Source organism: Gammaproteobacteria bacterium, assembly GCA_016199745.1.
Lineage (GTDB): Bacteria > Pseudomonadota > Gammaproteobacteria > Acidiferrobacterales > Sulfurifustaceae > JACQFZ01.
This window is the reverse complement of sequence record JACQFZ010000008.1, coordinates 19,063-44,690: the sequence shown is the minus strand read 5'-3', so window position 1 is coordinate 44,690 and position 25,628 is coordinate 19,063. Positions and strand designations below refer to the sequence as shown.

Sequence of the window (25,628 nt, the reverse complement as noted above, 5' to 3'; positions counted from 1 at the left end):
GTATTTTAAACCGTTTGCGCGGCGCATGTCCGCGCTTGGGGCTAACTGCTCGACGCGGCGCGCGCCGCGTGCTCGTGAGTTGTAGCGATGATATCGATAACGGCGCCGCCGAGGCATTCATCGTCCTGGTAAAACACGACCGACTGGCCCGGCGTCAGTGCTCGCTGCGGCGTATCAAACACGACGTGTACCGCGCCATCCGAGCGTGGTTCTACCTGGCACGCCTGATCGCTCTGGCGGTAACGGGTCTTGGCTTGTAGGCGAGAACCAGCCGGCGGCGCGCCGTGAATCCAATGGGCATCAATGCCAACGAGGGTATCGTGATACAGCGCCGGATGATGCTCGCCCTGCGCTACATACAGCGTGTTGCTCGCCATGTCTTTGCGCACGACATACCAAGCGTCGCCGGCGCCACCGAGCCCTAGGCCATGGCGTTGACCGAGCGTGTAGTACATCAGCCCGTCGTGGCGGCCCTTGCATTCGCCTTGCAACGTGCGCATATCGCCGGGTTGCGGCGGTAGGTAGCGTTCGAGGAAGTTTTTGTAGTTGCGCTCGCCGATGAAGCAAATGCCGGTACTGTCGGGGCGGGCGTAGTTGGGCAGGCCAGCCTTTTCGGCAATAGCCCGTACGTCGGGCTTGGTGAGCTCGCCGATCGGAAACACGGTGCGTGCTAGCGCCGGTTCGTCGAGCGCGTGCAAGAAGTAAGTCTGGTCCTTATTAAGGTCGTGTGCCTTGAGTAGGTGCGCGCGACCATCGCGCTGCGCCAGCCGCGCATAGTGGCCGGTAGCGATGCGCGTGGCGCCGAGATCAAGGGCGTAGTCGAGGAATGCTTTGAATTTGATCTCTTTGTTGCACAGCACGTCTGGATTCGGCGTGCGACCGGCGCGATGTTCGGCCAGGAAGCGTTCGAATACACCGTCCCAGTATTCAGCCGAGAAATTGACCGCCTTGAGCGGAATCTCCAAGCGGTCGCATACCGCTTGCGCCGCTTTCAGGTCTTCGAGGGCCGCGCAATGAGTGTCAGAATCGTCTTCTTCCCAGTTCTTCATGAAGACGCCGAGCACTTCGTAGCCCTGCTGCTTCAGCAGCAGCGCGGACACGGCAGAATCGACGCCGCCGGAGAGTCCGACGACGATCCGTTCGCAGGAAGTAGGGTTCATGGTTTTGCGGCGTAGTCGAGATCGGCGAGCAGATCGAGAGGATAGCGCCGTCCGGCGCGATAGTCATCGATGCAGCGCTGTACCTGCGGGCTGCGGTGGCGGCTGGCTTGTTGCTGGATCTCGGCCGGAGTCAGCCAAAGGGCGCGGACAATGCCGTCGTCGAGCACGCGGTTCGGTTCATGTTCCAACGCCCGGCCGATAAAGGCAAAACGCAGGTAAGTGGTCCCTTTAGAAGGGTGTTGCCAGCGGTAGATGCCGAGGAGTGCCTGCGGTGCGAAGTGCCAGGCTGTTTCTTCGAGGGTTTCGCGAATAACCGCGGCAATCAGGCTTTCGCCCTCGTCCAGGTGCCCGGCCGGTTGGTTCAGTACCAGCGCGCGGTTATCCCGCTCCTCTACTAATAAGAAACGGCCATCTTGCTCGGCGATGGCGGCGACGGTGACATTCGGCTTCCAAATCATGCGGGTAAGTTTACCGCAGAGAGGGGGCGATGAAAGGGTACGGCTTAGCTTTTCGGTCTAAGCCTTTGATTACGTACTCCGGCCAGCGCTAATTAGGGGGAAGACCCTACACCCACGTTCTTTCTAATCGTTTTTTTAATAGACTCCATTGATATATTTTCTTTGGTTAATCATTCCACTATCCCTACACTCGCACCCCGTTCGTGTCCCGACCCTTTTCGACGGCTTGTCCCAGGGCGGAGCACACTCAAGTTTCCGATTGGAGAAGCCAATAATGTCCGACCAAGTTGAAATTTCGAAGCTGGAAAGGGAGTGGAAAGAAAACTCGCGCTGGAGCGGTATCAAGCGCGGTTATGACGCGAAAGAGGTTGTCCGTCTGCGCGGTTCGCTGCCGATCGAGCACACGCTCGCCCGCCGTGGTGCGGAAAAACTATGGAAATTGCTGCACGACGAGCCGTTCGTCAACGCCTTGGGCGCCCTGACCGGCAACCAAGCGATGCAGCAGGTGAAAGCCGGCTTAAAGGCGATCTATCTCTCCGGCTGGCAGGTGGCGGGTGACGCCAACCTCGCTGGGGAAATGTACCCCGATCAATCGCTCTATCCGGCTAACTCGGTACCGGCCGTGGTCCGCCGTATCAATAATACTTTCCAGCGCTGTGACCAGATCCAGTGGATGGAAGGCAAGCGTCCGGGCGACGACGGTTTTGTCGATTACTTCGCGCCGATCGTAGCCGATGCCGAAGCCGGCTTCGGTGGTGTGTTGAATGCGTTCGAGCTGATGAAGTCGATGATCGAAGCGGGCGCTGCCGGTGTGCACTTCGAAGATCAATTGGCCTCGGTAAAGAAATGCGGCCACATGGGTGGCAAGGTATTGGTGCCGACGCGTGACGCCGTTGCGAAATTGGTCGCCGCGCGTTTGGCGGCCGACGTGATGGGCGTGCCGACGATCCTGGTGGCGCGTACCGACGCCGAAGCGGCCGACCTCTTGACCGCCGACGTCGATGAGAACGACAAACAATTCTGTACCGGTGAGCGGACGGCCGAAGGTTTCTATCGTGTCAAGCCGGGCGCCGATCAAGCGATCTCGCGCGGTATCGCTTATGCGCCGTACGCCGACCTCGTCTGGTGTGAGACCGGCAAGCCGGATCTCGCATTTGCGAAGAAGTTTGCCGAAGCGGTGCACAAGAAGTATCCGGGCAAGATGCTGTCCTACAATTGCTCGCCGTCGTTCAACTGGAAGAAGAACCTGGACGACGCCACCATTGCCAAGTTCCAAAAAGAGCTCGGCGCGATGGGCTACAAGTTCCAGTTCATCACCTTGGCCGGCTTCCACAGCTTGAACTACTCGATGTTCAACTTGGCCTACGGTTATGCGCGTAACCAGATGACGGCGTTCGTCGAGTTGCAGCAGGCGGAGTTTGCTGCCGCCGATCGCGGCTTCACCGCGGTCAAGCATCAGCGTGAAGTCGGTACGAGCTATTTCGATGCCGTGACGCAGACGATTGAAGGCGGTCAGGCGTCGACCACGGCGTTGAAAGGTTCCACCGAAGACGAGCAGTTTTTTGACAAGCGGGCGGCGCATTCTTGAGCGCCAGATAGTTATGATCCGCGTTGAGTGCGTCACGCCTGCCTACGCAGGCGTGACGCCCCATCCTTACCGCATCAAGAGCATGAGCACGATGCCTGCCGATGTAGAAATTACGGCGCCAATCTCGCCGGAGTTCGCCCAGATTCTTACCCCAGCGGCGATGCAATTTATCGCCAAGTTGCACCGCACGTTTGAACCGCGCCGTCGCCAGTTGTTGGCGCTTCGCGCTGAGCGTCAGCATCGGCTCGACGCCGGTGAAGTGCCGAATTTCTTGCTGGAGACCCAAGCCATTCGTGCCAGCGATTGGTCGATTGCGCCGGTGCCGAAAGACTTACAACGCCGCCGTGTCGAAATCACCGGCCCGGTGGATCGCAAGATGGTAATTAACGCGCTCAACTCGGGCGCGGATTCGTACATGGCCGATTTTGAGGATTCGAATGCGCCGAACTGGAGCAATCAGATCCATGGTCAGATCAACATGCGCGACGCCGTACGGCGCACGATTTCGCTCGACGCCGGTGGCAAGCATTATCAGTTGAAGGATAGCGTGGCGACGTTAGTCGTGCGCCCGCGCGGTTGGCATCTCGACGAGAAGAACGTGCGCGTCGACGGCCAACGTGTGTCCGGTGGCATATTCGATCTCGCGTTGTTCCTGTTTCACAACGCGCGCGAGCAAATTGCGCGCGGCACCGGCCCATACTTTTATCTGCCGAAGATGGAGAGCCACCTCGAGGCGCGGCTATGGAACGATGTGTTCTGCCTGGCGCAGGACGAGCTCAGTATTCCGCGCGGTACGATCAAGGCGACGGTGCTGATCGAGACGATTCTCGCGGCATTCGAGATGGACGAAATTTTGTACGAGCTGCGCGAGCACTCGGCCGGGCTCAATGCCGGCCGTTGGGACTACATCTTCTCGTGCATCAAAAAATTTCGCGCCAACGAAAATTTCTGTCTCGGCGATCGCAGTCAGATCACGATGAATGTGCCGTTCATGCGTGCCTACGCCTTGTTGTTGCTAAAGACTTGTCACAAGCGCAAGGCGCCGGCAATCGGCGGCATGAGCGCCTTGATCCCGATCAAGAACGATCCGGTCGCCAACGAAAAGGCGCTGGCTGGCGTACGTGCCGACAAGGCGCGCGACGCCGGTGATGGTTACGACGGCGGTTGGGTAGCGCACCCGGCGTTGGTCGGTATCGCCATGGAAGAGTTCAAGAAGGTGTTGGGCGAGCGTCCTAACCAGATCGACAAGCAGCGCGACGATGTGAAGGTAGCGGCCGCCGACTTGCTCAACTTCCAATCGGGCCACGGCATTACCGAAAAAGGCCTGCGGCTCAATATCAATATCGGCATTCAGTATCTTGGTTCTTGGCTCGCTGCCAATGGTTGTGTGCCGATTCATAACTTGATGGAAGACGCCGCGACCGCCGAGATCTCGCGTTCACAAGTTTGGCAATGGATCCGCTCGCCGCACGGTAAGCTCGACGACGGCCGCAAGGTGACCGTCGAGATGGTGCAGTCGATGATTCCGGAAGCGCTGCAAGACATCCGTAAGGAGCACGGTGACGAAGCGTTCGCGCGCACGCCATATGTCGAGGCGGCGAAGATCTTCGAGGAGATGTCTACGTCCGCGGACTTTGCCGAGTTCCTGACGTTGCCGTTGTACGAGAAGCTCGATTAATTAAACGTAGTGTCTCCCTCCCCCCCCCTTGCGGGGGGTGAGGCGGAGATTTCGCGAATGCACTTAACGTGCATTCGCGCCGCCGAACGGGTGCACGTGGTTTTCGTGCACACTGGGCGGGAATAGAACAAGGGAGAGGGGGCTTAATAAATTTTATTATCACCCCTCTCCCCCTTCCCCTCTCCCGTAAGGGGAGAGGGGGGCGCACGTTTTTCATTGTTGTTCACGCTGACGCCACTGTCCCGGCGCTAATCCATCAACGGTGTAAGGTCCAACGGCAAAACGTACCAACCGCAACGTCGGAAATCCCACCGCCGCTGTCATCCGTCGCACCTGCCGATTGCGGCCTTCGGTCAGCATAATCTCGAGCCACGACGTCGGAATATTCTTGCGAAAGCGTATCGGCGGGTTACGCGGCCACAATGCCGGCGCGTCGATACGTCGGGCCTGCGCCGGCAGCGTTCGCTGATTGTCGAGCAGGACACCCTGGCACAACTGCTCGATCGCCTTATCGGTCGGTTCGCCTTCCACTTGCGCCCAATACGTTTTGGGCTGCTTATGGCGTGGGTCGCTCAGGCGATGTTGCAAGCCGCCGTCATCCGTTAGTAACAACAATCCTTCACTGTCGCGATCGAGCCGACCGGCCGGATAGACGCCGCGTACCGGAATGTAAGTCGCAAGCGTTTCGCGCCCGGCGTCGTCGGTAAATTGCGTGAGTACGCCGAAAGGTTTGTTGAACAGGATTAAACGCGCCATAGGATCAAGCCGGCGATTACTTGCGGCCGGTGTCGGAATTACCCGGGAACATGTTCGGCGCCATCATCTCGATGAACAGTCGTGCTTGTGGGGTTAAGAATTTTCCGCGCCGCAGCACCAGACCGTAGGAACGCTTAGGGAAATATTGATCGAGCGATAGAGTCGCGAGGCGTTCGTTACCGGTTAGGCAAATGCTGTTGACGATGGAAACACCGAGCCCGAGCTCGACATATTTTTTGACGACTTCCCAACCGCCGGCCTCGAGCGTTACGTGGTAATCGACGTTGTGTTGCCGAAAGACCGTGTCGACGACACGCCAGGTCGACAGCCGCCGCGGTGGCAAGATTAGGCCGTAGGGGCTGATATCTTCCAACTTGAGCGGCTTTTTCAGCGACAGCGGATGACCGAGCGGCGTGATCAACACCGGGTCATAGCTGAAAATCGGATGATAGGTAATGTCGTGCGGTATCTCGATAAACGAGCCGACGGCGAAGTCGACTTCATCGGCCCGTAACAGCGAAAGGCCGTCATGGCCGGTGACGTTTTGTAACTTGATGCGAATGCCGGGATAGAGATCGGCAAACGCTTTGATGTGGCCCGGCAACAAATACAAGATGGCCGATTCGCCGGCGCCAATGGACAGTTCGCCGGATTCGAGATGACCGCTGGCGGCGGCAAAGGTCTCGGATAGCGTATCGATGCCGTGTACCAACGGTTGCGCCAGCTCATAAAGATTGCGCCCATCCGGCGTCAGCTGAATCTTCGGGCCGCGGCGCTCGAACAGGGCGACGCCGAGCTCGCGCTCCAAGGCCTGGATCTGCAATGTCACCGACGGTTGCCCGAGATATAACCGTTCCGCGGCCTTGGATATGCTGCCTGTTTGCGCCGCGCAACAAAAAGCACGGAGTTGTTTGAGGCGGTTTTGCTTGTAATAAAGTCGGCTGCTGCTCTGGCGTGCCATAGAATCGTGCAGTATTAAAGAAACCGCGATATTGGATACGTCAGCATTAGATCTGTCAATTTTAGTCTAGTTCGCGGTGAGCAGTGGCCGTTATACTAGGCGCTATTAAATTTCCGCAGCGGGATACGGAGGCAATAAGCATTCATGGCGTACCAAAAAATTCAGGTTCCCACCAAAGGCCAGCCGATCACGGTCAATGCCGATCACAGTTTGAACGTTCCCAACGAACCGATTGTTCCGTATATCGAAGGCGACGGCATCGGCATCGATATCACACCGGCAATGCGGCATGTGGTCGATTCGGCGGTAAAAAAGGCATACGGCGGCAAGCGCGCCATTTCTTGGATGGAAGTCTATGCCGGCGAAAAGGCGACCAAGACCTACGGCGGTGATCAGTGGCTGCCGCAAGAAACACTGGACGCTTTAAATAAGTATGTGGTTTCGATCAAAGGTCCATTGACGACCCCGGTCGGTGGCGGTATTCGCTCGCTTAACGTCGCGATTCGCCAGGAACTCGATCTCTATGCCTGTGTGCGGCCGGTGCGTTACTTCAACGGTACGGCAACTCCACTTAAACGTCCTGAGCTGACCAACATGGTGATCTTCCGCGAGAACACGGAAGACATCTACGCCGGTATCGAATGGCCGGCCGACTCGGCCGATGTGAAGAAAGTCATCGACTTCTTGCAGAAAGAGATGGGTGTAGAGGCGATTCGCTTCCCGCAAAGCTCGGCAATCGGTATCAAGCCGGTATCGCGCGAAGGGTCCGAGCGTCTTATTCGCAAGGCGTTGCAATATGTCATCGACAACGATCGCAGCTCGCTGACCTTGGTGCACAAGGGCAACATCATGAAGTACACCGAGGGCGCGTTCCGCACTTGGGGTTACGAATTGGCGAAGCGGGATTTCGGCGCGCAACTCATCGATAAAGGGCCGTGGTGTAAGTTCAAGAATCCGAAAACCGGTCGTGAGGTTGTCGTCAAAGACGTTATTGCCGATAACTTCCTCCAACAGATTCTGCTGCGACCGCAGGAATACGATGTTATCGCGACGCTCAACCTGAACGGTGACTATATCTCCGACGCGTTGGCGGCACAGGTCGGCGGCATCGGTATTGCGCCGGGTGCCAACATTGCCGATAGCGTCGCGGTGTTCGAGGCAACGCACGGCACGGCGCCGAAGTATGCCGGCAAGAACCAGGTTAATCCCGGTTCGATCATTCTCTCGGCCGAGATGATGGTGCGTTACATGGGTTGGACCGAGGCCGCCGATTTGATCTTGAAAGGACTGGCAGGCGCCATTACCGCCAAGGAAGTGACGTACGATTTGGCGCGTGATGTTGAGGGAGCCAAAGTATTGTCGACGTCAGCCTTCGGTGAGGCCATCGTTCGATTCATGTAGTGGTAGCGGGAACAAGAAACCCGGCCGCAGAAGGCCGGGTTTCAATGGGTGCTCGAAGCAGTAGCGCGGATTACTTGGCGAGGGCGCGAATACGGGAGGCCTGGGGGCCTTTCGGGCCTTCTTGCACCTCGTACTCCACTTGCTGGCCTTCTTTCAGCGTCTTATATCCGTCCATTTCGATAGCGGAGAAATGCGCAAAGACGTCATCGCTGCCATCGATCGGGGTAATGAAGCCGTACCCCTTGCCGGCGTTGAACCACTTCACCGTTCCAGTTGCCATACACATCCCCCTGAACGTCGCTGTCGTCGTCACTGAAGCATCCGTCCGCCACGGCAGGTGCACCCGTCACCGACGAAAGTAGGACCATGATGCTGCTTTTTTTGGGTTAGTCAAGCGACGTGGAAAGAGCAGCGGCTGTTGTCAATGCGGAAAAAACCATGTGTCCTCAAAATTCATGCCATAGTTTCTAGGGTTGAATTTTTGCCGCGCGGTCGCACAATGGAATGGCGCATACACAGAGTACTCGTCTCGTGCTTTATCACTTTGGTCTAAGCTTGCAAATATGAAAGAGAAACAGCCACAACTTCCTGAAGGGCCAATCGTTCAAGAGGCGCGCCCTAAGCTCAAGCGCCCGGTCTTATATAAGGTGATTCTGTTGAACGACGATTTTACGCCGATGGAGTTCGTGGTCGCGGTGCTCGAGCGTTTCTTCTATAAGAATCGTGAAGAGGCAACGCGCATTATGTTGCACGTGCATCAGAAAGGTATCGGCGTCTGTGGCGTCTACACGCGTGAGATTGCCGAGACGAAAGTTCGACAGGTACTGGCATTCGCTCAGGAAAATCAGCATCCATTGCAGTGCACGCTGGAACCGGAATAAAACGGGAGCGATTCTTGCAGGTAATCGGGTGGTTGGACCCGGAGGTTTAAAAGATGTTGTCTCAGGAGCTGGAATTTTCCCTTAATGCCGCGTTCCAAACGGCACGCGAGCGGCGTCACGAGTTCATTACGGTCGAGCACCTCTTAATGGCGCTGCTCGATAATCCGAGCGCATCGCGAGTGATTCGCGCCTGCGGCGGAAACATTGATGAACTGCGGCGCAATCTCAATAACTTTCTCAATGAGAATGTTCCGGTCTTGCCGGCGAACAGCAAGATCGACACGCAACCAACCATCGGTTTTCAACGCGTGATTCAGCGTGCGGTACTGCACGTGCAAGGGGTCGGCAAGAAGGAAGTCACCGGCGCCAACGTGCTGGTGGCGATCTTCGGCGAGAAGGAATCGCACGCGATTTATTTTCTGCACAAGCAGAACATCAGCCGCTTCGACGTCGTCAACTACATCTCGCACGGCATCTCGAAAGTGCCAGGCGAGGGCGGTAACGAGTTGCCGGCGCCGGAAGAAAGTGAAGAGGGCGCACCGACCGGCGAGCGCAGTCCGCTCGATGCCTTCTGCGTCAATCTCAACGAGCAAGCGCGCATCGGCAAGATCGATCCGCTCATTGGTCGTGACCGCGAAGTCGAGCGCACGATTCAAGTGTTGTGCCGCCGGCGCAAAAACAATCCGCTGTTCGTCGGCGAAGCCGGCGTCGGCAAAACCGCTATCGCTGAAGGATTGGCGAAGAAGATTGTCGACAACGAAGTGCCCGAGGTGTTGGCGACCAGTACTATCTATGCGCTCGACATGGGCAGCCTGCTCGCCGGCACGAAGTATCGCGGCGATTTCGAAAAGCGCCTCAAAGCCGTGCTGCATCAGCTCAAGCGACAGGAAAATTCGATTCTCTTCATCGACGAGATCCACACCATTATCGGTGCCGGCGCCGCTTCCGGTGGCGCGATGGACGCGTCCAATCTGTTGAAGCCGGTATTGTCGACCGGCGAACTCAAGTGTGTCGGGTCGACGACTTATCAAGAGTACCGCAACATCTTCGAGAAAGACCGAGCACTATCGCGTCGTTTTCAAAAGATCGATGTCACCGAGCCGTCAGTGGATGAAACGGTGGAAATTCTGCGCGGGCTTAAGACACGTTTCGAACGTCACCACAGCGTGCGTTATACCAGCCAGGCGTTGCGGACGGCGGTTGAGCTGTCGCACCGGTATATCAACGATCGTCAGTTGCCTGACAAGGCCATCGACGTCATCGATGAAGCCGGCGCTGGCCAACAATTGCTGCCGGTGAGCAAGCGCAAGAAAACCATTGGCGTGCATGACATCGAGGCGATCGTCGCCAAAATGGCGCGCATTCCAGCGAAGACCGTTTCTACTTCCGATCGCGAAGCGCTGCGTACGCTCGAGCGCGATTTAAAAATGACGGTGTTCGGTCAGGATGAAGCGATCGAGGCGCTGGCGACCTCCATCAAGCTGGCGCGCTCAGGACTCGGCCATGTCGAGAAGCCGGTCGGCTCTTACGTATTCTCCGGCCCCACCGGCGTCGGTAAAACCGAGGTCACGCGGCAGTTGGCGCGAGTGCTGGGCGTAGAGTTGGTGCGCTTCGATATGTCGGAATACATGGAGCGGCATACAGTATCGCGACTAATCGGTGCGCCCCCGGGATATGTCGGCTTCGATCAGGGCGGGTTGTTAACCGAGGCTATTACCAAACATCCGCATTCGGTGCTGCTGCTTGACGAGATCGAGAAGGCACATCCGGACGTGTTCAATTTGTTGCTGCAGGTGATGGACCACGGCTCGCTGACCGACAACAACGGTCGCAAAGCCGATTTCCGCAACGTTATTTTGATCATGACCACTAACGCCGGTGCCGAGCGCATGAGTCGTGCGTCGATGGGTTTCACGAAGCAGGATCATAGCGGTGAGGACTTCCAGGAAATTCAGAAGCTCTTTAGCCCGGAGTTCCGCAACCGTTTAGATGCGACGATTCACTTCAAGCCGCTCGACGGCCAAACCATCATGCACGTGGTCAACAAGTTCGTGATGGAGCTAGAGGCGCAGTTGTCCGACAAGCACGTAACGATCGAGCTCGACGAGCGTGCGCGTACTTGGCTCTCCGAGAACGGACACGATATGGCGATGGGCGCACGACCGATGGCGCGATTGATTCAGGATCGCATCAAGCGGCCGCTGGCCGATGAGCTGTTGTTCGGCAAGCTGTCGAACGGTGGGCATGTCAAAGTGTCGGCCAATGAAAAAGGTCCGACGTTTGAGTTGTTCCCGCAGACGGTAAACCTGCCGACACCGGCAGACGCTGAGGAATAAGCTTTTATTGACACCCTTCTCCCTCCGGGAGCAGGGGCGGGGATGAGGGAAAGCGGAATAATCGTTCGCATCCCTCACCCCATCCCTCTCCCGGAGGGAGAGGGCGAGCGAGTGCGCTGATGCGATTTGTTTCTACCGCGCGCGGAAAGTAATGCGGCCTTTGGAAAGATCGTATGGGGTCAACTGCACGGTAACGCGGTCGCCGGTAAGGATGCGGATGTAGTGCTTGCGCATCTTGCCGGAGATGTGAGCAGTGACAACGTGATTGTTGTCGAGCTTCACGCGAAACAAGGTATTCGGGAGGGTTTCGACGATCGTCCCTTCCATTTCAATGTGTTCTTCTTTAGCCACGCGCTTGCGGGAATCCTAGGGTTCAATTGGCGGCGTATCATGCCGTAGTCGCTGGCGGGCGTAAAGTTCCGTGAATTAAGGCGAAACAGCCTCAGTGAGCTCGGCCCAATCGCCGTTGCGGTAGGCTTCCAGGGGATGGAAGTTTACTTTGTAAGCCATCTTTCGGCTTTCGGCGATCCAATAGCCTAGATAAAGCCACGGCAGACCCTGTGCCCGCGCGTGTTGCACTTCCCACATGACCGCGAAGGTACCTAGGCTGCGGTGGGTCTCGACCGGATCGTAGAAGGTGTAGACCGCCGATAGTCCGTCGTTCAGCTGATCGACCGTGGCCACGCCGAGTAGACGTTCGCCGCTGCGCATTTCATAAAATATCGTATCTACCCGCCGGCCGATCAGGAAACTCGTGTACTTCTGCGGATCAGGGTCGTCCATGCCGCCGCCGGCGTGGCGGCCTGCTTGATAGCGCGTGTAGAGGTCGAAGTGTTCCTGGACAAAAACTGCCGGCTTTGCCGTCACGACCACGTCGCGGTTCTTGTGCCATACCCGACGTTGGCTGCGGTTGGGGACGAAGCGCTCCACCGGAATGCGCACCGGGATACAAGCCGAGCAGTGCGTGCAATGCGGGCGATAGACAAGATCGCCGCTGCGGCGAAAGCCGAGCTGGGTGAAGGCGCCGTAGCCTTCGCGGTCGAGCGGGAAACGCGGGTCGATAAAGAGTGTTGTTGCCGTCCTCCCCGGCAAGTAACTGCAGGGATGCGGCATGGAGAGGAAAACATCGGGGCTGCGCTGGTGCCCAGTCATAATTGCAAGCTAAACGATGGATTCGGTGCTGTCAAAAAACCAACGACCAGCGCGTCCCGGCAACGGAAGTGCGGCCGCGAGCAGGGCGATATAACGCTCGCGCGGGATCGATTCGGCGCCGAGGCGTTGCAGATGCGGCGAGTCCATCTGACAGTCGATTAAACGGAAACCCCACTGGCGCAATTGTTCTGTCAGATGTACCAGCGCCACTTTCGATGCGTCGCTGACGTGGCTGAACATCGACTCGCCGAAAAATATTCCACCCAACGCCAGCCCATAAAGTCCGCCGACTAAGTGTCCGTCTTGCCAAGCCTCGACCGAGTGGGCGTAGCCCAGCCGATGCAACTCGACGTAGGCCTCAAGTATCGCCGGTGTAATCCAGGTGCCGCCGTCGGGATATTGGCGCCGTGGCCCGGCGCAGGCGAGCATGACGTCGCGGAAACTGTGATCGAGTTTGATCTCGAATTTTTGCGCACGCACCGTTTTGCGCAAACTGCGCGCGACCTTCAGGCGCTCGGGGAACAACACCGCGCGCGGATCGGGCGACCACCAAAGAATCGGCTGGCCGTCGTTGTACCAGGGAAAGATGCCTTGGCGGTAAGCGGCGAGCACACGCTCAACGCGCAAGTCGCCGCCGATGGCGAGCAGTCCTTCGCCTGACGCCAGCTCGACCGGCGGGAAGCGCAAGTCGTTCGGATCGGGATTCAGCACGAACATAAATTGCCGTCGTTGTTCGTCGCGTTATTTGCCGCCCGCCAGTAAGCGATTGATGTCGGCGATGTCGTCGTCGGTCGCGGCACCGGCGACCGAGCGTAGGCGCACGCGGCTCAAGAGATAATCGTAGCGCGCCCGCGCCAGATCGCGCAGCGTGCGATAGAGCGCCCGTTGGTTATTCAGTACGTCGAGCGCCGTACGTAACCCGCGTTCCTGGCCGAGCACGGTCGATTCGAGCGCGCGTTGATTCGAGATTCGCGCCTGCTCAAGGGCGCGTACTTGCGCCAGGCCGTTGATTACCGCCAAGTACGTCGAACGTGCTTGCTGACTCACTTGGCGTTTGCTCGCTTCCAACTGCTGCACCGCCGCATCGCGGCGGGCGATGGTCTCGCGCACACGGGCGCTGATGCCGCCACCTTGATAGAGCGGCACACGCAAGCGCACGCCGGCATAGTCGTTGGTCGTCTCCGACGATGTGCCCAGCGCCGAGGTGGTGTCGTTATAACTGCGGCCGACGACCAGGTCGAGCGTCGGTTGATGTTGACCGCGGCTCTTTTCGATTTCTTGCGTCGCTTGTAACAACTCCTGCTCGCGGATTTTGATCGACGGGTTTTGCGCGACGGCGGTCGTTACCCATTGCTCCATGTTCTCCGGGTCCGGTGCTACCAGCGGAATCGAGCTGGCGAGCGGTGCGAGCTCGTCTGCTTCGCCGCCGGTTAAGAAACGCAACGCTTGGCGGGCGACCTCGAGATCGTTGGCGGCGGTGATTTCCTGTGAAACTGCTAGATCGTACGCCGCCTGCGCGTCGTGCACGTCGATCAACGTCGCCGTGCCGACATTGAAGTTGCGTCGCGACAATGCCAGTAATCGTTGCACCGCCGCTTTTTCCGAGCGCGAGAAATCGAGCACCTCGCGCGCCGTGAGCACGGCGAAATAGCCGTTCACGACCCGCACGATCAAATCTTGCCGGGCCAGCGATAGATCGAAATCCGCCAGCGCCGCGCCGGCGAGCGATTGCTCGTAGGTAACACGGCTAGGACGGTTATAGAGCGGTTGATTGAGCTCGACACCGTAACCTTTGCTGGTGAACTCATTAGTGTTATCGGTTGACGGTGTTTTCGACTGTTGATTGTTCTCGAAGACCTCCGTCGTCAGATCGACGCTCGGTAACAATCCGGCGCGTGCTTGCGGCACTCGTTCTTGGTTGGCACGGCGGTCCGCTTGGGCGCCGATCCACGTGGGATCGTTCGTTTGCGCTTGCCGATATATCTGCAACAGATCGGCCGCTGATGCGGGTAGGCAAGCGCAGGCCAGGGCGACAAGGACGAAGCCGAGTCCCCACAGACGTGCTGCAGTTCCGAACGGCGTGTCGCCGTCGTTTCGCACCCCCTCTCCCCTTGCCCGCCCCCGCGAGGAGGGAGGGAGAGTTGGTTCGCTGACGCGTTTCATCGATTGCTCATTTGCGGCGGGCTCGTACGGATTGCACCCAGGTGGCTGAAGTGGGCGTTGTGGTCGCGGTGGCATGGCGGCGCCGGGCACGCGCGTTTTCGATCAAAGAATAAATCGCCGGCACTACCACTAACGTCAATAGCGTCGACGACACCATACCGCCCATGACCACCAACGCCAGCGGCCGATTGGTTTCCACGCCCGGCCCAAGACCGATGGCCGCCGGCAGCATGGCGGCAATAACGGTCAGCGATGTGATGAGCACCGGCCGCATACGATGCGGGCACGCCTCGTTGAGCGAGTCGTCGACGCTGCGGCCCTGCTCACGGTATTGATTCGTCAGGTCGATCAGTAGGATCGAATTCTTCGCCACTAATCCCATCAATAGGATCATGCCGATCATCGAGAACAAATTCAGCGTATCGCCAAACAACCACAGCGCGGTGACACCGCCGATGACAGCCAAGGGTTGTGCGACCATGACGACCAGTGGTTGCAGCAGCGAGTTGAACTGACTCGCCAGCACCATGTAAATCATGATCAGCGCCAGACCGAAGGCAAACATCATGTATTGCCCGGTCTTGGCGAACTCCTCGCTTTGGCCGATATAGGCGAGTGAATAACCGGGTGGCAGGATGTCGGCGGCAATACGGTTAACCGCCGCCGTCGCATCGCCGAGCGGCAGCTCTTCGAGCGCGCCGTAAATGAAGCCGGCGTATTCGCGGTTACGGCGGGTGACGACCGCCGGACCGACACCTTCTTCCGTTTTCACTAAGCTGTCGAGCCGTACCAATCCGCCTTGGCGGTTGCGCACGTAGATTTTTTTTAACACGTCGGTATTGGTGCGCGCGCTTGTTTCGATTTGTAAACGGATGTCGTAACGCTTATTGCCGTCGCGGAAGTCGGCGACGTTGGCACCGCTGGTCATGATGCTGAGCGCCTGGGCGACGTCGGCGGCGGTGATGCCGAGCTGAGCGGCACGTTCGCGGTCGAGCGTGAGACGCAGCTCGGGCAGATCGAGCTTGATGTCTTTGTCGAGCTTGGCGATGCCCGGGATCTGGCCGAGGCGCGCAACCATTTGCGTCGCCAGTTCGTCGATTTTGTGGATGTCCGGACCTTGGATGGCGAACTGCAGCGGCTCGCCGCGTTGCCCGCCTATCGACGGAATGACAGTCGGAAACGCGCGCACGCCGGCGACGTTAGTAAGCTCGCGCCGCAGCTCTTTCATAATGTCGGTCTGTGCCAGCTTGCGCTCGCGTCGTTCCAGCAGGCGCACGGTGATGCGCGCGCTCGTGACTTGGCTGCTGCTGCCGAGACCGATGGTCGAGAAGAAGGCGGCGACTTCGGGTCGCTTGCCGAGGATTGCCTCGACTTCTTTCAGTTTGCGGTCGGTGTACTCGAGATTGGCGCCGAGCGGTGCCTGCACGTTGACCATAAAGCGCGACTCGTCCTCCTCGGGGACGAAAGTCTTGCCGACGTATTTAAACGGCAGCACGCTCGAGCCGACGATGATCACGGCGATCAGCACCACTTTCCAACGATGCGCGAGGCAGAGACGGAGGAGGGCGCGGTAAGCTTTTTCCAGCCGAATAAAGCCGCCTTCGAGGAAGCGATACACGCGACCGTGCGTCGTCGGCAGTGTGAGGAAACGTGCGCACAACATCGGCGTCAACGTCAGCGATACCCACATCGACGCCAGCACGCCGATGGTGACGACCAGCGCAAACGATCCGAGGAAACGGCCGACGATGCCGCTGATGAAGGCGACCGGCAGGAAGATCGCCACCAGCGTCAGCGTCGAGGCGATGACGGCGAAGATAACCTGGCGCGAGCCGTCGATCGCCGCTTTTTCTTTGTCCTCGTGGCCGTCTTCGCGGTGCCGGAAAATATTTTCCAGGACGACGATAGCGTCATCGACGACTACACCGATGAGCAGTAGCAAACCGAGCAGCGTGATCTTATTGAGCGTGTAACCGGTGAAGTACATCACCGCGAAGGTCGCGAACAGCGACACCGGGATGGCGGTGGCGATAATTAGCGTCGAGCGCAAACTCTTCAGGAACAGGAACACCATCAGCGCCGCGAAGCAGGTGCCGATGAGCAAGTGTTCATCGAGCGCTTCAATCGATTGGCGGATGCCGATCGAGTCGTCGGTGGAGTAGCGCAGCTCCATGCCCGGCGGCAGGGTCGGGATGATTTTCTGCTCGATCCGTTGTTTGACCTTGTCGACCACCGCGACCGTATTGGCGTCACTGGTTTTAACGATGCCCAAACCCACCGCCGGTTCACCGCGATAGCGCGCCAGCTTGCGCGCATCTTCGAGACCATCTTCGACGCGGGCGACGTCCTTGAGATAAATCGGCGCACCTTGGCGGTAGGCGACGATCAATAGCTTGAGGTCGCCAACCTGAGGAAATTCGGCGTCGAACTTGATGACCCACTCGCGCTGCGGGCTGTTGATGAAGCCGGCCGGTTGCTTCAGATGCTCTTGTTTAACGGCAGTGGCGATATCGCCCGGTGCTAGGTCATAAGCGCGTAGTCGCTCCGGGTCGAGCCATAGGCGCACCGTGCGCTTCACTTCGCCGCCGATCAACACGTCGCCGACGCCGTTGATGGTTTGCAGCTGTGGCTTCAGTACTTCGTCGGCGTAGCGATTGAGATCTTGGATCGTGCGATTGCCGGTGAGCGCTACCCACAGAATGGCGTTGCCGCCGATCTCGGTTTTACGCACCACCGGCGGATCGGCGTCGTCCGGCAGTTGCTTGAGCACGCTGTCGACCTTGGCTTTTACTTCCTGATAAGCCACGTCGACGTTTTTCTCGAGCTCGAACTCGATGTTGATGTTCGATACGCCAAGCGCGGAGTTGGAAACTATCGATTTGACGCCGGGCACTTGGCCGACCACTTCCTCGATCCGATCGGTGATATTGCTGTCGATGATTTCCGGATCGGCGCCGCGCAGCGTGGTCGTTACCGATACCATCGGGAAATCGATCTTCGGAAAACGATCGAGACCCAGCCGTTGAAAGGCGATGATGCCGAACAAGATGAGCACGAGGCTCACCATCAGCGTGAATACGTGCCGGCGGATAGAAAGTTCAGGTAGGTTCATGAGGCGGTCGCTCCGGCGGCCGGCTCGCGCACCTTGATCTTGGCGCTGTCCGACAGCATGGCAGCGCCGTCGACCGCGACCGTGACACCCGGTTGCAACCCGTCAACGATTTCAATGATGCCGTCGCGCGCAAGTCCGGTCTTCACTCGCTGCTCGTGGACGACGCCGTTCTCGACCACATAAACGACATTGCCGCTCGGCCGTAGTACCACCGCCTGCTCGGGAACGACGGCAGCCTTACGCCGAACGCCGAGCGTGACTTCGCCGCGGATGCTGCCGTTCGGGCGCCAGCGGCCGGCATTGCGTACCGAGATGATGATCTCGCGGCTGAGCGTGGTGGCGTTGAGCGCCGGTCGGATTTCGCGAATTGTGCCGGTGTGTTTGGAGTCGTCGCCGAAGCTCGTTAGCTGCACCGGTTGACCGACGCGCAACTGGGCGGCGACATGCTCGGGGAACGACAGGCGGATATAAAAAGTATTGCCCGACACGCGCGTCGGATCGTAGTTGGAGGCGAGCCCGAGGGCGGTCTCGGCGCCGGTGGCGGATTCGATCAGCGGCAGATCCATCGTCTTCACGACGGCGGCGGTGATCTGCGTGCTCCGCTCGGGCGGCTTGGTCGGCGCTTGTTTGCCGCAGGCGCTCACGATCGCCAGCAACAAGATGAGTAGCGTGAACCTGGTCGAGCGTTGCATAAATGTCCTTAAACGTCGTTGCTGTTGTTATTGCTTTGCGCTGCCGGTGCCAACATTCCGCGTAACAGAATATCCGCCAGCAACTCGCTGTACCGTGTCGGATCGGCGGCGAAGCCGACATCCGGAAAATGTTGGAATACGTTGCGCGACTGCAAAAAGAACAAGTTGCCACCAATCAACGCCACCGCTGCCATCGCTGGATCAAAATCAACGCGCAACTCGCCGCGCCGTTGACCGGCGCGCAATATTGCCACCAGCCGGCCGAAGCGCTCGCCGAAGACGCGCTCGGCCAGCTCACGCGCCAGTTGGCCGTTATCCTCGGCCAGCAGCGCACGTTGCGCCAGCCGATGTAGCCGTTCGCGTTGCAGCATCCCCGCCAGCATGTCAACGGCGTAGGCGCTGAAGCGTTCCTGGAATGTGCCGTCCGGAGTTTCGAGTTGTTGCAGGTGCTCGGTAGCATCGCGGCAGGCGTGGCGCAGCACCGCCAGATACAATTCGCGCTTGGAGCTGAAGTGATGAAAGATATTAGCTTTGCTAACGTCGGCGCGCTCGGCAATCGCATGCATCGATACGGCGGCAAAACCGTGTTCGGCAAACAAGTCGCCGGCGGCGGTAAGAATGCGGGCGGTCGCTTCCGTGTTCGGTCGATTGAGTGTGGGTGCTAGCAGATGCGGTTTGATGCTCGGGCTGGCCATTTTCCATTAACTCAAAAGACTGACCGATCGGTCAGTCGGGTCACACTACTCGGGTTGGTAGGGTGGCGCAAGCAAGGCTTTTTCTCGGCGTTCCAGATTGGCGCAAATACATGATAAAAAAATTACTGCTGTTGCTATTGGGCCTGTCGCTTCCGGCTTTGGCTGATTCTGCGCCGCTAAGTTTCGAGGAAAGCGTGCGCATTGCCGCCGCCGGTAACGCCGATTTGCAAGCGGCGCAGGCCCGTTTGACGGCGGCTGGCTACCAAACGCGGACTGCCCGCAGCGGTTACTTGCCGCAGCTCAGTGCGAGCGCCAGCCGCAGCGAGAGCTCGGGTAGCGCGGTTAATTCGACCGATCCCGAATACTCGGTCGGTTTGTCGGCACGGCAGAACCTATTCGCCGGCTTTCAGGATCAAGCGAAGGTGCAGCAGGCGACGGCCGATTTCGATTCGGCAACGGCGCAGTTGGCGCAAGCCAAGGCGCAGCTCAGTCACGATTTGAAATTGGCATTCGCCGGTCTGCGTTATGCCGAAGAGAACGTCACGTTGACCGCAGCCATCGTTCGCCGGCTGGAAGAGAATGTACGGTTGGTTCAGCTGCGATTCGAAAGCGGTCGCGAGAACAAGGGCTCGTATCTACTCACGAGCGCGTCGTTGGAACAGGCGCGCTTCGAGAACCTGCAGGCACGCCAGGGGTTGGTGTCAGCGCAAGCGCAATTGGCGCGCGTGCTCGGCGAGCCGTCGACGACATTGGCGAATGCCGTCGGCGATGTGCCGTTACAGGAACCGGGAACCGCGCCCGATTTTGTAACATTAGCGACCGCCACGCCGAGCTATCGCCAAGCCGATGCGCAGCAACAGGCGGCTGATGCCGGGTTGCGATTAGCGCGCGCGCCGTTTTATCCGAGCGTCGATCTCACCGGCACCGCCGCCCGCGATGGTGCCGACTGGTTACCCGATGACAATCGGCGCACGTTGACGTTGAGTTTGTCGATTCCGATTTTCAGCGGTGGCAAAGATTATTACGGCGTGCAGAGCGCTGCTTCCAACCGCGATGTCGCGAAGGCGAACCGCACGAGTGTCGAGCAGCAGACGCACGTGAGTTTGCAACAAAGCTACGCCGCTTATGTCGAAGCGGCGGCACGCGTCCGTGTCGATCAAGCGTTTCTCAACGCTGCCGAGACTCGTGCCGGCATCGCTCGGGCGCGTTATCAGAATGGTTTGGTCGCGTTCGAAGATTGGGATCAGATCGAAAGCGATTTGATTCAACGGCAAAAAGCATTTCTCGCCACGCGCCGCGATCGCGTCACCGCCGAGGCGAGGTGGGAATTAGCGCAAGGTACAGGGGTGATTCCGTGAACGCTGGCTTCAAGTACAAAAAAATAGTTATCGGCGTGGTGTTGCTGATTGTCGCTGGCGCCAGTTTCATCGGCTGGCGCTCGGCGAGCCACACGGAGTCGATGTATCGGCCAGCGACGATCGCCCGCGGCGATATCGAGGTGACGACGCAGGCGACCGGTGTCGTCAAGCCGCGCAACCGACTCGAAATCAAGCCGCCGATCGCTGGCCGCGTCGAGCAGGTGCTGGTGCGCGAGGGGCAGCATGTGACGCACGGGCAGGTAATGGCGTGGATGAGCTCATCGGAGCGGGCGGCGTTGCTGGACGCGGCGCGTGCCAAAGGTGCCGACGAGTTGAAGCGTTGGGAGGAGTTGTATCGACCGACGCCGGTGATTGCGCCGATCGATGGAACGTTGATCTTACGCAATGCCGAGCCGGGCCAAACGTTTCAAAACTTGGACGCGATTTTCGTGATCTCCGATCGCTTGGTGGTGAAGGCGCAGGTCGACGAAACCGACATCGCCCGTGTACAGCTACGGCAGTCGGCGCGCGTTACGCTCGATGCCTATGCCAGCGATGTCTTATCGGCGGTGGTCGAGCAAGTCGCCTTCGATTCGACCGCCGTCAACAACGTGACTACATACGAAGTCGACGTGCTGCCGGAGAAAACACCGCCGTTCATGCGCAGTGGGATGACGGCGAACGTGAGCTTCGTGGTCGCTGCAAAGCACGACATCGTTTTGGCGCCGGCGGAAGCCGTGCGCGGTCGTGGCAGCAAGATGTTCGTGCTGGTGCCGGCGGCAGATACGCGGGCGCCGCCGGTGGAGCGCGAGGTGCAGCTCGGCTTGAGTGATGGTCGGCATAGTGAAGTATTAGCGGGATTGGCGGAAGGCGAGACGGTGTTAATACCGCAGCTGACGGCGTCGACGGGTGGAACGGGTGGGAGTCCGTTGATGCCGGGGAGAAGACGTTGATCGCGAGGAGGATGAGTGGGCGTGTGTTTGTTTTCCCCTCTCCCTCCGGGAGAGGGGTGGGGGTGAGGGTGAGGGAATTGGTGCGTGCTGGCGCGGCGCATCCCTCACCCCATCCCTCTCCCGGAGGGAGAGGGAGATTAAGTTCGCTGATGCGACTTATATGATCGAACTTCGCGACATCCACAAAACCTATCGCATGGGCGATACCACCGTGCAGGCGTTGCGCGGCGTGTCGTTGACGATCGCGTCGGGCGAGTTCGTCGCCATCACTGGTCCGTCCGGTTCGGGCAAGTCGACGCTCATGCACATCATCGGCTTGCTCGATGTGCCCGACAGCGGTTCCTATCAGCTACAAGGGCGCGAGGTCGCCAAGCTCGACGAAGACGAGCTTGCGATTCAGCGGCGCCGGGCGATCGGCTTCGTCTTTCAGCAATTTCATTTATTGGCGCGCACCAGCGCCGCCGAGAATGTTTCGTTACCGCTGCTGTACTCGCAAGGTCGTTACGATTTGACGGCGGCGCGTGCGTTGCTCGCCCGTGTCGGCCTGGCCGATCGCGTCGACCATCGACCGAACGAGTTGTCGGGCGGGCAACAGCAGCGGGTGGCGATAGCGCGGTCGCTGGTCAATCAGCCGCGCATTCTCTTGGCCGACGAGCCGACCGGTAATCTCGACAGTGCGAGTCAGCAAGAGATTCTGGAGATTCTCAAAGAGCTCAATCGTCAGGGCATTACCGTCATTATCGTCACGCACGAGGAAGAGGTGGCGCGGCAGGCGGCGCGGCGCATTCACATGCGCGACGGCGTCGTCCAGTCGGATGAGCGTTTGCGCCAGTTACCGCCGGTCATAGCGCCAGCGACGACTGCAGCGCCGTCGGCCGCGTGGCCCTGGCTCGAAGCGATCGAGCATGTGCGCCAAGGCCTGCGGGCGCTCGCTGCCAATAAAGTACGCACGGCGTTGTCGGTACTCGGCATTTTGATCGGTGTGGCGGCAGTGGTGGCGGTGCTGGCGATCGGCCGCGGTGCGCAGGAAGAAATCGAGCGGCAGATGTCGAGTCTCGGTTCGAATTTGCTGACGTTGCGCGCCGGCGCGGTCCGTGTCGGTGGCGTCGCCCAGGAGGCGGGTGCGACCACGCGCCTGACAAACGACGATGTCGCCGCCATCAAGGAACGCGTCGCTGGCGTACGCGATGCCGCGCCCAGCGTTTCCGGTCGTGCTCGTGTCAGCGCCGGCAATAAGAACTGGAACACGCAAGTGCAGGGTGCCGGTACCTCGTTCGCGCGCATGCGTGCCGCCGAGCCGGTGATCGGACGATTCTTCACCGATGAAGAAGACCACAGCCGCGCGCGTGTTGCCGTTATCGGCATGACGCTCGTGCGTGAACTGTTCGGCGGGGCCAATCCGGTCGGCGAGACGATCAAGGTCAACAAGATTAATTTTCAGATCATCGGTGTGTTGCCGGAGAAAGGTGCGAACGGTTGGCGCGATCAGGACGACGTTGTCGTCGTGCCGGTACAGACGGTGATGTACCGACTGCTGGGTAAGGAGTACTTGGACAACATCGACATCGAAGCCGATAACGCGTCGGTGATGGAGGACGTACAGACCGCGGTGAACGAGCTGATGCTGACCCGCCATCGTGTGCCGCCGACGCAGCGTGACGACGCCTATCAAATCCGCAATCTTGCCGATGTGCAAGCGGCGATGACCGAATCGAGCCGGACCATGACCTGGTTGCTATCGTCGGTCGCGGCGATCTCGTTGTTGGTCGGTGGCATCGGTATCATGAATATCATGCTGGTGTCGGTCACCGAACGCACCCGCGAGATCGGCTTGCGCAAGGCGGTCGGCGCGCGCCCACGCGACATACTCACGCAGTTCTTGATCGAGGCGGTGGTGGTTAGCGCGGTCGGTGGTTTGGCGGGGATATTCTTCGGTTGGGTGGCGACCCTCGTTACGTCGTCGTTGGCCGGCTGGAGCGCCTCGATCTCACCGGCAGCGGTGTTGTTGGCCTCGGTTTTCTCGGCCGCGATCGGTATCGTCTTCGGCATTTATCCGGCGCGTCGCGCCGCCGCGCTCAACCCGATCGAGGCGCTGCGCTACGAATAGCGCCCAGTTGTTATTGCGGAAATCCTCGTTTCTAAACGTCAGCGTCTGAGTGATAATTCGCAGCCTCACGGACTCGAATCTGCCGACAGATGAACCTTCACGAATATCAGGCGAAATCACTGCTTTCCCAATATGGGATCCCGGTTCCCAAAAGTATTCCCGTGCTTTCCGTGCGCGACGCGGTAGCGGCCACGCAGACGCTCGGTGGGAATGTCTGGGTCGTTAAAGCGCAAGTGCATGCCGGCGGCCGCGGTAAGGCCGGCGGCGTCAAAGTGTTGAAGAGCCGCGACGAGGTCGAGCAGTTCGCCAAGAGCCTGCTCGGCACGCGCTTGGTAACATCGCAGACCAATGCCAGCGGTCAACCGGTCGATCGATTGCTGATTGAGGCGCCGAGCGACATCGCCCGCGAGCTTTATCTGGCGTGCTTGACCGATCGTGCGACCGAATGCGTGACCTTCATCGCCTCGACTGAAGGCGGTATGGATATCGAAGAAGTCGCGGTAAAGCATCCGGAAAAAATTCTGAAAGCCGCGGTCGACCCGGCGCTCGGTCTACAAGCGTATCAGTGCCGCGAGATCGGCTTCGCGCTCGGTTTGACTGACAAGCAAGTCGCGCAACTGACAAAGATCATGCTGGCGCTCTATGACGCCTACACGCAATGCGATCTGGCACTGCTCGAAATCAATCCGCTGATCGTCACTAAGGCCGGTGACGTGATGGCGCTCGACGCCAAGATTCAGATCGACGACAACGCGCTGTACCGTCAGAAGAAGCTGGAAGAGCTGCGCGACGCATCACAGGACGATCCGAAGGAAGTGCGCGCGCAGCAACACGAGCTCAACTATGTCACGCTCGAAGGTAACATCGGCTGCATGGTCAACGGTGCCGGCCTCGCCATGGCGACCATGGACGTCATCAAGCTGTACGGCGGCCAGCCGGCTAACTTTCTCGACGTCGGCGGCGGCGCCACTGCCGAGCGCGTGGCCGAGGCGTTTAAGATCATTTTGTCCGACCCTAATGTGAAAGCGATTCTGGTCAACATCTTCGGTGGCATCGTTCGCTGCGACCTCATTGCCGAGGGCATCATCAAGGCGGTCAAGGAAGTGAACGTCGGCGTGCCGGTGGTGGTGCGGCTCGAAGGCACCAATGTCGAGAAGGGCCGCGACATGCTGAAGACCAGCGGGCTCAAAGTCACCGCCGCCGACAGTCTTACCGAAGCGGCGAAGCAAGTGGTAGCGGCGGTCAAATAAACTTTTACGCGAGCTGCATCGATGCGGTTTGCCACAGGATATCCCGATGAGCGTTTTGGTTAACAAAAGCACCCGGGTGATCTGCCAGGGTTTCACCGGCAAGCAGGGCACATTTCATTCCGAGCAGGCGATCGCTTACGGCACGAAGATGATCGGCGGCGTGACGCCGGGCAAAGGCGGTACCCAGCATCTCGACTTGCCGGTGTTCAACACCGTGCGCGAAGCGGTCGAGCACGCCGGTGCCGAGGCGACGATGATCTACGTGCCGGCCGCGTATGCCGCCGACTCGATCCTCGAGGCCGCCGCCGCCGGTATCAAAGTCATTGCCTGTATTACCGAAGGCATTCCGGTGCGCGACATGCTGCGCGTGAAGTATGCGTTGCGCGTGAAATATCCGACGACGGTACTGATCGGCCCCAACTGTCCCGGCATCATCACGCCGGGCGAGTGTAAAATGGGCATCATGCCGGGCTTCATTCATAAGCCGGGCGTCATCGGCATCGTCTCGCGCTCCGGCACCTTGACGTACGAAGCGGTTTATCAAACCACGCTCGCCAATCTCGGACAGACGACCTGTATCGGTATCGGCGGCGATCCGATTCAAGGGTTGAATTTCGTCGACTGCCTGAAATTATTTCAGGCCGACCCGCAGACCAAGGGCATCATCATGGTCGGCGAGATCGGCGGCCAGGCGGAAGAAGACGCCGCCGCTTATATCAAACAACACGTTACCAAGCCGGTGGTCGGTTATATCGCCGGTGTCACCGCACCGAAGGGCAAGCGCATGGGCCATGCCGGCGCCGTCATCGCCGGCGGCAAGGGCACGGCCGACGAAAAATTCCGCGCGCTCGAAGCGGCCGGTGTGCACACCGTGCGTTCGCCGGCGGAGATCGGCCAACGTATGACCGCAGTGCTCGAGAAATAATC

At 59.2% G+C, this 25,628-nt stretch carries 22 protein-coding genes; 10 read left to right on the top strand and 12 right to left on the bottom strand.

Features of this window, described 5'->3' with window-relative positions:
* Positions 1-41 precede the first annotated feature (41 nt).
* Positions 42-1,160 (bottom strand): tRNA 2-thiouridine(34) synthase MnmA, encoded by a 1,119-nt coding sequence (mnmA, locus tag HY308_02065; GenBank protein MBI3897062.1) that lies wholly within the window; start codon positions 1,158-1,160, stop codon positions 42-44.
* Positions 1,157-1,618 (bottom strand): NUDIX hydrolase, encoded by a 462-nt coding sequence (locus tag HY308_02060; GenBank protein MBI3897061.1) that lies wholly within the window; start codon positions 1,616-1,618, stop codon positions 1,157-1,159. Before HY308_02060 ends, mnmA begins: the two co-directional genes overlap by 4 nt.
* Positions 1,619-1,892: 274 nt before the next feature.
* Between HY308_02060 and aceA the strand changes: the two genes are divergently transcribed.
* Both aceA and HY308_02050 read left to right on the top strand, forming a co-directional pair.
* The gene (aceA, locus tag HY308_02055) at positions 1,893-3,206 is read left to right on the top strand and encodes an isocitrate lyase (GenBank protein ID MBI3897060.1); all 1,314 of its coding nucleotides are present in this window, start codon (positions 1,893-1,895) and stop codon (positions 3,204-3,206) included.
* Between the two features lie 82 nt (positions 3,207-3,288).
* Positions 3,289-4,884, top strand: a complete 1,596-nt coding sequence (locus HY308_02050) for a malate synthase A (protein MBI3897059.1) — start codon at positions 3,289-3,291, stop codon at positions 4,882-4,884.
* A 213-nt stretch (positions 4,885-5,097) separates the two neighbouring features.
* Here HY308_02050 and HY308_02045 read toward each other — a convergent pair whose 3' ends face one another.
* Both HY308_02045 and HY308_02040 read right to left on the bottom strand, forming a co-directional pair.
* Positions 5,098-5,640: a pseudouridine synthase gene (locus tag HY308_02045; GenBank protein MBI3897058.1), complete on the bottom strand. Its 543-nt coding sequence runs from the start codon at positions 5,638-5,640 to the stop codon at positions 5,098-5,100.
* A gap of 16 nt (positions 5,641-5,656) precedes the next feature.
* Positions 5,657-6,601, bottom strand: coding sequence for a LysR family transcriptional regulator (locus HY308_02040; protein MBI3897057.1), 945 nt, complete (start codon positions 6,599-6,601; stop codon positions 5,657-5,659).
* Between the two features lie 144 nt (positions 6,602-6,745).
* On the opposite strand from HY308_02040, the gene icd reads away from it, so the two are divergent.
* Positions 6,746-8,002, top strand: a complete 1,257-nt coding sequence (gene icd / locus HY308_02035; protein ID MBI3897056.1) for an NADP-dependent isocitrate dehydrogenase — start codon at positions 6,746-6,748, stop codon at positions 8,000-8,002.
* A 70-nt stretch (positions 8,003-8,072) separates the two neighbouring features.
* Here icd and HY308_02030 read toward each other — a convergent pair whose 3' ends face one another.
* Positions 8,073-8,282: a cold-shock protein gene (locus HY308_02030; protein ID MBI3897055.1), complete on the bottom strand. Its 210-nt coding sequence runs from the start codon at positions 8,280-8,282 to the stop codon at positions 8,073-8,075.
* A gap of 283 nt (positions 8,283-8,565) precedes the next feature.
* On the opposite strand from HY308_02030, the gene clpS reads away from it, so the two are divergent.
* Together clpS and clpA are read left to right on the top strand one after the other, a co-directional pair.
* Complete coding sequence (clpS, locus tag HY308_02025; GenBank protein MBI3897054.1) at positions 8,566-8,883, top strand: ATP-dependent Clp protease adapter ClpS; 318 nt, start codon at positions 8,566-8,568, stop codon at positions 8,881-8,883.
* Between the two features lie 53 nt (positions 8,884-8,936).
* Entirely contained in the window at positions 8,937-11,219 is a 2,283-nt protein-coding gene (gene clpA / locus HY308_02020; protein ID MBI3897053.1) for an ATP-dependent Clp protease ATP-binding subunit ClpA, read from the top strand.
* 132 nt (positions 11,220-11,351) lie between these two features.
* Here the strand turns inward: clpA and infA are convergent, their stop codons facing one another.
* The 7 genes from infA to HY308_01985 form a co-directional block, all read right to left on the bottom strand.
* On the bottom strand, positions 11,352-11,570 hold the full coding sequence (infA, locus tag HY308_02015; GenBank protein MBI3897052.1) for a translation initiation factor IF-1: 219 nt from the start codon (positions 11,568-11,570) through the stop codon (positions 11,352-11,354).
* A 75-nt stretch (positions 11,571-11,645) separates the two neighbouring features.
* Complete coding sequence (locus HY308_02010) at positions 11,646-12,371, bottom strand: arginyltransferase (GenBank protein MBI3897051.1); 726 nt, start codon at positions 12,369-12,371, stop codon at positions 11,646-11,648.
* 9 nt (positions 12,372-12,380) lie between these two features.
* The gene (locus HY308_02005; protein ID MBI3897050.1) at positions 12,381-13,088 is read right to left on the bottom strand and encodes a leucyl/phenylalanyl-tRNA--protein transferase; all 708 of its coding nucleotides are present in this window, start codon (positions 13,086-13,088) and stop codon (positions 12,381-12,383) included.
* 24 nt (positions 13,089-13,112) lie between these two features.
* Positions 13,113-14,471, bottom strand: coding sequence for a TolC family outer membrane protein (locus HY308_02000; protein MBI3897049.1), 1,359 nt, complete (start codon positions 14,469-14,471; stop codon positions 13,113-13,115).
* A 70-nt stretch (positions 14,472-14,541) separates the two neighbouring features.
* Positions 14,542-17,646, bottom strand: coding sequence for an efflux RND transporter permease subunit (locus tag HY308_01995; GenBank protein MBI3897048.1), 3,105 nt, complete (start codon positions 17,644-17,646; stop codon positions 14,542-14,544).
* Positions 17,643-18,338: an efflux RND transporter periplasmic adaptor subunit gene (locus HY308_01990; protein MBI3897047.1), complete on the bottom strand. Its 696-nt coding sequence runs from the start codon at positions 18,336-18,338 to the stop codon at positions 17,643-17,645. The genes HY308_01995 and HY308_01990 overlap by 4 nt, the downstream gene beginning before the upstream one ends.
* Before the next feature lie 8 nt (positions 18,339-18,346).
* Positions 18,347-19,033 carry a TetR/AcrR family transcriptional regulator gene (locus HY308_01985; GenBank protein MBI3897046.1) on the bottom strand — a complete coding sequence of 229 codons (687 nt, stop codon included), beginning with the start codon at positions 19,031-19,033 and terminating at the stop codon, positions 18,347-18,349.
* A gap of 110 nt (positions 19,034-19,143) precedes the next feature.
* On the opposite strand from HY308_01985, the gene HY308_01980 reads away from it, so the two are divergent.
* The 5 genes from HY308_01980 (at position 19,144) to sucD (ending at position 25,626) form a co-directional block, all read left to right on the top strand.
* Positions 19,144-20,391, top strand: a complete 1,248-nt coding sequence (locus HY308_01980) for a TolC family protein (protein MBI3897045.1) — start codon at positions 19,144-19,146, stop codon at positions 20,389-20,391.
* Positions 20,388-21,344: an efflux RND transporter periplasmic adaptor subunit gene (locus HY308_01975; GenBank protein ID MBI3897044.1), complete on the top strand. Its 957-nt coding sequence runs from the start codon at positions 20,388-20,390 to the stop codon at positions 21,342-21,344. The genes HY308_01980 and HY308_01975 overlap by 4 nt, the downstream gene beginning before the upstream one ends.
* Before the next feature lie 160 nt (positions 21,345-21,504).
* Positions 21,505-23,451, top strand: a complete 1,947-nt coding sequence (locus tag HY308_01970; protein MBI3897043.1) for an ABC transporter permease — start codon at positions 21,505-21,507, stop codon at positions 23,449-23,451.
* Positions 23,452-23,540: 89 nt separating this feature from the next.
* Positions 23,541-24,701: an ADP-forming succinate--CoA ligase subunit beta gene (sucC, locus tag HY308_01965; GenBank protein ID MBI3897042.1), complete on the top strand. Its 1,161-nt coding sequence runs from the start codon at positions 23,541-23,543 to the stop codon at positions 24,699-24,701.
* A gap of 46 nt (positions 24,702-24,747) precedes the next feature.
* Complete coding sequence (sucD, locus tag HY308_01960) at positions 24,748-25,626, top strand: succinate--CoA ligase subunit alpha (protein ID MBI3897041.1); 879 nt, start codon at positions 24,748-24,750, stop codon at positions 25,624-25,626.
* The last annotated feature ends 2 nt before the right edge of the window (positions 25,627-25,628 follow it).

Coding starts and splice junctions, on each gene's coding strand:
- HY308_02030 (MBI3897055.1), bottom strand. CDS start 8,282: ATGGCAACTGGAACGGTGAAGTGGTTCAACGCCGGCAAGGGGTACGGC.
- HY308_01995 (MBI3897048.1), bottom strand. CDS start 17,646: ATGAACCTACCTGAACTTTCTATCCGCCGGCACGTATTCACGCTGATG.
- HY308_02060 (MBI3897061.1), bottom strand. CDS start 1,618: ATGATTTGGAAGCCGAATGTCACCGTCGCCGCCATCGCCGAGCAAGAT.
- sucC (MBI3897042.1), top strand. CDS start 23,541: ATGAACCTTCACGAATATCAGGCGAAATCACTGCTTTCCCAATATGGG.
- icd (MBI3897056.1), top strand. CDS start 6,746: ATGGCGTACCAAAAAATTCAGGTTCCCACCAAAGGCCAGCCGATCACG.
- HY308_02010 (MBI3897051.1), bottom strand. CDS start 12,371: ATGACTGGGCACCAGCGCAGCCCCGATGTTTTCCTCTCCATGCCGCAT.
- HY308_01980 (MBI3897045.1), top strand. CDS start 19,144: ATGATAAAAAAATTACTGCTGTTGCTATTGGGCCTGTCGCTTCCGGCT.
- sucD (MBI3897041.1), top strand. CDS start 24,748: ATGAGCGTTTTGGTTAACAAAAGCACCCGGGTGATCTGCCAGGGTTTC.
- mnmA (MBI3897062.1), bottom strand. CDS start 1,160: ATGAACCCTACTTCCTGCGAACGGATCGTCGTCGGACTCTCCGGCGGC.
- HY308_02045 (MBI3897058.1), bottom strand. CDS start 5,640: ATGGCGCGTTTAATCCTGTTCAACAAACCTTTCGGCGTACTCACGCAA.
- HY308_02050 (MBI3897059.1), top strand. CDS start 3,289: ATGAGCACGATGCCTGCCGATGTAGAAATTACGGCGCCAATCTCGCCG.
- HY308_01970 (MBI3897043.1), top strand. CDS start 21,505: ATGATCGAACTTCGCGACATCCACAAAACCTATCGCATGGGCGATACC.
- HY308_01990 (MBI3897047.1), bottom strand. CDS start 18,338: ATGCAACGCTCGACCAGGTTCACGCTACTCATCTTGTTGCTGGCGATC.
- HY308_02005 (MBI3897050.1), bottom strand. CDS start 13,088: ATGTTCGTGCTGAATCCCGATCCGAACGACTTGCGCTTCCCGCCGGTC.
- clpS (MBI3897054.1), top strand. CDS start 8,566: ATGAAAGAGAAACAGCCACAACTTCCTGAAGGGCCAATCGTTCAAGAG.
- aceA (MBI3897060.1), top strand. CDS start 1,893: ATGTCCGACCAAGTTGAAATTTCGAAGCTGGAAAGGGAGTGGAAAGAA.
- HY308_01985 (MBI3897046.1), bottom strand. CDS start 19,033: ATGGCCAGCCCGAGCATCAAACCGCATCTGCTAGCACCCACACTCAAT.
- clpA (MBI3897053.1), top strand. CDS start 8,937: ATGTTGTCTCAGGAGCTGGAATTTTCCCTTAATGCCGCGTTCCAAACG.
- HY308_02040 (MBI3897057.1), bottom strand. CDS start 6,601: ATGGCACGCCAGAGCAGCAGCCGACTTTATTACAAGCAAAACCGCCTC.